General features: G+C 59.8%; 5 protein-coding genes. All 5 read right to left on the bottom strand.

Going from position 1 to position 6,599, the window contains the following annotated elements; genetic code table 11:
- Positions 1 to 9: 9 nt before the first annotated feature.
- Complete coding sequence (locus tag VF515_12480) at positions 10 to 3,186, bottom strand: hypothetical protein (protein ID HEX7408451.1); 3,177 nt, start codon at positions 3,184 to 3,186, stop codon at positions 10 to 12.
- Positions 3,187 to 3,878: 692 nt separating this feature from the next.
- A complete protein-coding gene (locus VF515_12475; protein HEX7408450.1) occupies positions 3,879 to 4,211 on the bottom strand; it encodes a hypothetical protein in 333 nt (110 codons plus the stop codon).
- 293 nt (positions 4,212 to 4,504) lie between these two features.
- Positions 4,505 to 4,714 carry a hypothetical protein gene (locus VF515_12470; GenBank protein HEX7408449.1) on the bottom strand — a complete coding sequence of 70 codons (210 nt, stop codon included), beginning with the start codon at positions 4,712 to 4,714 and terminating at the stop codon, positions 4,505 to 4,507.
- A gap of 350 nt (positions 4,715 to 5,064) precedes the next feature.
- Positions 5,065 to 6,198: a metallophosphoesterase gene (locus tag VF515_12465; GenBank protein ID HEX7408448.1), complete on the bottom strand. Its 1,134-nt coding sequence runs from the start codon at positions 6,196 to 6,198 to the stop codon at positions 5,065 to 5,067.
- A 106-nt stretch (positions 6,199 to 6,304) separates the two neighbouring features.
- On the bottom strand, positions 6,305 to 6,599 hold a 295-nt coding region (locus VF515_12460; protein HEX7408447.1), incomplete at its 5' end, for a hypothetical protein.

Genomic DNA, 6,599 nt, shown 5'->3' with positions numbered 1-6,599 from the left:
CGCCTTGCACTATTGAACCTGTCGTGTACCCCCGGCAATTCGAAGCTTCCATCCTTTGAGTACCGGCTCGCCCTTTTCGCTCTTTGCATCGTTCAGATTCAGATGACTGGTGAGATAGTATAGGCGCTGGATATCGTCTTTAGCTCCCGGCCCCCGAGAGGCGTCCTGAAAGCGCTGCTGCAGATAGAATGGGGGAATCGTCTGGATGTAGAGGGTTACCTGGACATGGTCGGCGCGTTGCAGCGTCTCCGGGTCGAGGGGAATTCGGTACTCGATTTCGTCTGCGCCCGTGAGCTGTGGATCCACGTAATAGGGGTCGTGGGCTTCCTCCCCGGGGATCTCGGCGAGCTTCTGAATGTAGGGCGAGGGCGATTGAGCGAAGAATTGAGGATCGAACCCTTTCGGCCGAATGCGATTGTCCTTGATCGGCTCAACTCGGTGCAGGAAGCTCGTGGTCAGAATGCCCTCTGAATCCCGGATCAACTCCTGGTAGATCTGCACCTGACTCCCCGAATCGATGACCTGATAGTGCGGTTGAACGGGAGCACCGGGGAATTTCACCGGCTGCTCACTCTCCAATACGCGGTCGGTGACCCCATCGAGAATGAAGCCGAAGTCATTCGTGCGCCCCGAAGCCCACAGCACGGCTCCTTGACGATCGAGGACGAGGAGCTCCAAGAAGACCCGGCGGGACCCGACGCCCGAAGGGAGATAGTGCCCGGTGAGGTTGCGCACCGTGACCACGCTGCGCAACTGTCCTTGCGACGTCCTTTGCAGCTGCCCAATGTCGATGGTCGCCGTTTCCTTGTCGGCCATCTCCAGCATCGACTCAAAGCCGGTCAACAACGGCAGTTCCATAATATAGGCTTGGCTGACCGGCGGCGCTGGGGGATCGAGAGGTGACGGCTGTTCCGACATCCAGTCCACCTGTTGAAAGCCCAGGATGAGTGGAAACTGCTGAAAGAACTGGTTCAAGAACACATTCAGTCCGTGCAGGGAATGGCGGGAAAACCGACTGCGTTCGGTCAGCTCGATATCGCTATCGGGCAGTCGATGGGTCGTCGGCGGAAATTGATCGGGCGATTCACTGTTGGCGATCTTGAACTGGAGCTGCTTCCCCTTGTAGTGGGTCGGCATATGGCAATCCTGGCAGGAGCGGAATTGTGGACCGGGACGGCCGCTCTCGCTGTTGAGCCATTCGAGATGTGTTGATTGCTCGTACGCCGCGTCGCGGCGTTGGCCGGAGTTATCGAAGATCGGCAGCAAGACATTGTGACAACTCCCGCAGAGCTCCGAGCTCACGATCTGCTCGCCAAACGTGGGTGCTATGCCCAGCGCGTGTTCCATTGGCTTGGTGGCGATCGTATCGTCCTTGTATGGACCGTACATCTTGTCCGCTGGCCCGGTAACGAAATTGCCGGTGTATGTGCGCTCTTGGCCCATGTCGGTTGCGGAAACATGGTGACACACGGCGCATGAGATCCCCTCGCGAGCCAGCGCCGCATACTTTTGCTCGTCGGCCTGTGGCGATCCCGGCCATTGCTGCAGCACGCGGCGCCGCAGCGGTTTGCCGAAAGGCACTTCCGGCGGCGGCTCAATGGCAAACATATTTTTGCACGCCTCGTCTCCCTGGTCCTTGGTGTCGGTGGCAAGCTGACGTTCGCCCATCGCGCCATGGCAATGGAGGCAGGTGGTCTCGATACAGGCGGCAAGTTGGGGGAGATTGTTGGTTTCGGACTGCAATTGGGAGAAGAAAATCGGGTCGCGGCCGGCCAAGCCCATGGGCGAGACGCGCCATTCCCCATTGGGGGAAAGGTTACGCAAAGGTCCCGAGCCACTCGCGTTTTCCTCCACGAACACCATCTTTGGCAGGAGTGGGCTTTGCGGCGTCGCATTGTGACACGCATTGCACTGGGCTGAGGTGAGAAACTGCCCCGGCCCGGCAGGCGCCGAGGTCACCTGCTGATCGTAGGTTTCCGCCGGCATACGCGTCTCCCACACGGCGGCGAACGGGACGGGATCGAGTTGATTGAAGAAGCTCTGAAAGGCCGGTGTCGGTTGGGACAGGGGCTTGGGGAAGGGGGAGAAATTGGCCGGCGTGGGCGTCGGTTCGACGGGCGCGGTGGTCTCGAATGCTTTGTAGCGCAGTTCCTTACCGAGGATGTTGTCCATCGAAGCAAAGGTCGATTCGGACTCGGCAGTGCTGTGGCAGCTCAGACAGTAGGAGTGACCGGCAAGGGGAATGAGCGTGACAACGTTCGGGACCTTGAATGCGAATAGGAATGGGGTGTTCAAGATGCTGCCTGTGGGATACCAGAATGGATTGTCCGTGATGGGTGTGGAAAATGTCCCGCCGGTGAATGCCGATACGTCCAAAAGCGGAGGCGGGAATTGCGGCGGGATGGGGGTCGGAGGGAATGGTGCGGGGGGGACGATGTCAGGCTGTTGAAGCATCCACAGCCACCCGTCGTACGACGATTGGCTCGTCTTGATCATGGGTGCCCAGAGGTTGGGTTTGATGGTGGTGGTACTATCGTTCTCGTTCGCCATCGGCTTCGGAGTCGGCGGCACGATATCCATACAGCTATCGCTGGCGACCCGGACATCAAGGCTCCCGAAAGCAATCGTCATGGCCTTGATCATCATCGCGCCGTCGGGGACGGCACCGCTTCGACCGTTGCACAACCAATCGACGACCTCGGGTGAATAGTAGACGAGAAGTGGGAAATGCGGGCCGTAATTGTGGCTGAAGTTGGGGCGATCCGACGAGCCCGCGGGGGTGGGCGGAACGACAGATGGGCCGCTGAAGCGCCAGCGCATATCGTGGACCCAGCCCAACCCCTCATATCGCTTCTCGGTTAGAAAATCCTTCAGGCGCAGATTGTAGGCCTGGTAGTTGGCGAAATCTGCCGGTGGGGGGGGATTTCTGAGGCCCTCGGGAACGGGCTGACCTCGATCCGGATGCGATTGGCACCACGCGTCGATTTCCTCTTGGGTAGCGTCGGTCAGCGAGTCCTTGCAAACCCACTCTTGGGAGTTTTCGGGAAGGAGTTGGGCGGGTTGAGATTGGCTGGGTGGAGATTGTTGCGAATCTGAATCGCCACAGCCACTGAGAAAGGCTGAAACGGCAAGCACCAGAAACACGGAGGGGAATAGAGCGCGAATGTCCCTGTCGGGTTTCATCATCGTCCCACCTCCTTCTTCGGACAAGCCACTCTATGCGGGAAGGGACGAATAGCCAAGCGCGGAGTCGCAACACGAATCCAACGCGGTAGCGCAGTTCTTCTGTTTCATGCCTCTCGGTGTGCGCATGATCTAGGAAAACATACCGCGCCAGAGGCGATTCGAGCGCCTGACTGACGGCTGACTGTAGAAGGCCTCCGCGACGCTCACCAGGAGCGCGCGCCGGTGCACCTTTTCGCGGTTGTTCAGGCAATTCCGCTTAATCCCCATTCTGAGCTGCCCATCGGCACTTTTATCGATTTTCAACGATCGAACCGGCATCATAACCGGCATCAGTTTTCTTCCATCAGAGGAGCGGGGTGCAAAGTGCTCTCGCTGCTCCTCGGACCCGCGATCTGCGCCACACATTCGCCTCACGACTGGTGATGGCCGGCGAAACTGTGCAGACGATCACGCAGCGACTGGGGCATGCCTCCCCGAATCTGCTCGACCGTAGCAACGTCATTTGGGGCCGCGCCTGACTGGGCCGGCTCGTCTGACCGCGCGAACTTACAGGTCAGCAAGATCAGGCCTATTGCGACAATGAACGCGCCCCTGTGCATCTTCAGCTCCAAGCCGAACGCCTTGGCGATGAGCCGCGCGTTCTTTTCGCGTCGGTCTCCATCGCCTTCTTCGGCGCGGCTTCCGCGCTGCCTTCACTCGGCATGGTAAACCGGCATCACCACGACCAGCACCGCCTCTTCGTCCAAAGCGGCAGAGGCAGCCGCTCGAAGTTGATCGGCATATCGGGAAATGCGTACGAGGTTGTCGGTGAAGGCGAACGGTGTGTCGGTGTAAATGAGATTGATGCGATCGCGAACCTGGAAGCCAAGCCGAGACAGGTAGCTGCTCTCCAGCCCACGGATGATGCTTGCCCCTCCGAAGGTATACGAAAACTCCCGATCCAGCGCCTCAAGCAGGTCCTGGTAGGCCTGCATCGGCAGATCAGGCAGATACGCTTCGATCCTTGCTTTTTCGGACAGCGGCAACGAACTGCTCCTTGCGGCGGTTGAAAGCTTCCATGCGTTTCAGAGATTCCGTGGGCGCAAGCTTCGCCCGTTTAGGACGCTCAATCGTCAGTTCGCTGATCTTCTGTGCTCGCTTGGCCATCGACACGCTCCAGAGTGACTACCCTCGTATAGCAGAGTCGGCTGCGACGCGAAAAGCGCCAGCTGTCACCCGAAAGAAGACCTCGCCATCAGTCGCGCCGAACGCCGCGGCGATGAGCTGGGCGCTCTTTTCGCGTTGGTCTCGATCGCCCTGTTCGGCGTGCGACGCTTCTTTACAATCCCCAGATTTCCCTGATCTCTTTTTGGCAGTTCTCGCAAAATCTTTCCACCGTGCAGTCCCAAGCCATGGCGCAGCCTTCATGATGATCCAACCCGATCATGTGCCCAAACTCATGCCTTGTGGCATTGCCGATGTCCCATCTCACCAGCACAATCAATCCTTCATCCTCGGCCTGGCCGTATTGGGCACGCGGCTCTTTCAAACGATGGATCTTCGGATTGACCAGAACTCACTACGGACTCTCCAGAAGTTAATATCGCCGTCATTATGGGCCAAGTCCTGAGACACCACGAAAATCATATTGATATTGGCTGAACTCAGCGAAGAGAGGCTAGTGTTATCACTATCGCCGCACCCCGCCACGGCAATGGACAACACAATCGAAGCAGCCAGAATCAATAAGGACCTCGGTCGCGAAGCCTTGAGCATGGTAACTCTCCCTGTCTTTACATGAATATCAGTAAAGACCGTTCAGGTTGCATGTCTGGCGTGACATCAAAAGAGGCCTGGCGCGCTCTGCCCGCGGCGGCGCGGACCTGGTTGCATCGTTGCTCACTGCACGGTGATATCCGCCGAGTCGCGCACCGTTGTCGGATACTGCTGCGCCGGAGATGGTGCGAGGTAGTTCGAACCGTCGAAGTTGCGCCCGTAGCCGGTCAGCAACGTGCGGCCGTCGGTGGTGATGGAGACCACCGTGTATCCATAGTAGGGGATCGCGCCGCTTTCTGCCCACATTGTGTCGACCGGGCTACCGCCGTTGCCGGCAACGACCTGCCATGTCTTTGTGACGCTGGGTTGCGTTGGCGTGGCCGGTTGCGACCGGTTGTACAGGTGCGCGTGTGAGGTGATGTACGCGGTGCCACTGGCGCCAGTGAGGGCGTCCCAGAAGACGTTGCGCACGTCCGGGTTCGAGTCGAGCGAGCAGTCCGGCGTCGCGTCGGACGGGGTGAACGCCGGCTTGTGCCCGAGCGCGAAAATGCGCCGTATCGACCGATCTTGTCGCGCCGCTGCCAGGTCGTCCGCGATCCAATGCACCGGCACGGACGCCACCGCGCCGACCGGATCGGTGTTGAGGACGACGAAGTGCGTGTCGCGGAAGTTGAACGAGTAGCTCAGACGGCTCTGATCGGTCTCCAGCTGGTCGGGGCCGCCGGCTGTGGGACCGTTGTCGCCGGCGATGAAGGGAGCCATGACGTCGAGCCACACCGCCTCGGCGCCGGGGTTGGACACGCCGCACTGGACATCCTCCAGTCCGAGGCGCAGTGACTCGTGGTTGCCCGGCAGCGCCACCAAACGGATCGCCGGGTTTTGGCCGGCCGGCGAGACGCGGTAGACCTGCACCCACGCTTCGAGCTCGTTTCGCAGCGTGTCCAGATCGGGCGTGAGCCCGAGCACCAGATCGCCGGTGAAGAAGATGAAGTTGGGTGGCGGCTGCATGGCCGCAATGTCCGCGAGGGTGCGCTGCAGTTGCGGCAAGTTCACCGTGCTCGGGTTGTCCGCACTGGGAAGATCATTGCTACGGTTGCAGCCCAGGACTGCGAACGAGTAGGCGACGCCGTTGTTGTCATCGTCGCCGCCACAGGCGGAGAGCGCCAGCGACGCCAGCGCGGCGATGCCGAGCGCAAGCCAGGGTAAGCGCCGGTGGACACTGCGCCAAGTCCCACGGTTCGCTGATGGGAGCACCATTCGTCTACCTCCTTCAAGGCGCGCGATGACGTCGGGGGCGCGAGCGGAAACGGACCACGGCCAGCCCTCACCCCCGAGCTCACGCCCACGTCTTGCAGCGTCTCGCTCAGTCATCGTCGCCATCATGCTGGGAGTTGCGCACCTTGTTCTTGTCAACAACGGTTAATTTGCTGACCCGGGGCTCAGGCATCTTTGAGTTTGGACCCTTGGCATCTTTCCAGAGGACCTCATTGAGAAGCTGGTACGGAGCGGCATCGGCGACTTTCCAGTTCATCTTGCTTGAGGCTATGGCCAGGCGTACACGGGGATCTTTGGAATCATACGAGGCTATCTGCGCATTTACTTCGCCAATGATGTCCGGCGGCGGTAGTATGGCAGTGTATGCAGCGCTGTTGTTTGGA

The organism is Candidatus Binatia bacterium (assembly GCA_036382395.1).
GTDB lineage: Bacteria > Desulfobacterota > Binatia > HRBIN30 > HRBIN30 > JAGDMS01.
Note: the sequence above shows the minus strand (reverse complement) of the source record. Positions and strands in the feature narration are given on the sequence as shown.

Coding starts and splice junctions, on each gene's coding strand:
- VF515_12465 (HEX7408448.1), bottom strand. CDS start 6,198: ATGGTGCTCCCATCAGCGAACCGTGGGACTTGGCGCAGTGTCCACCGG.
- VF515_12480 (HEX7408451.1), bottom strand. CDS start 3,186: ATGATGAAACCCGACAGGGACATTCGCGCTCTATTCCCCTCCGTGTTT.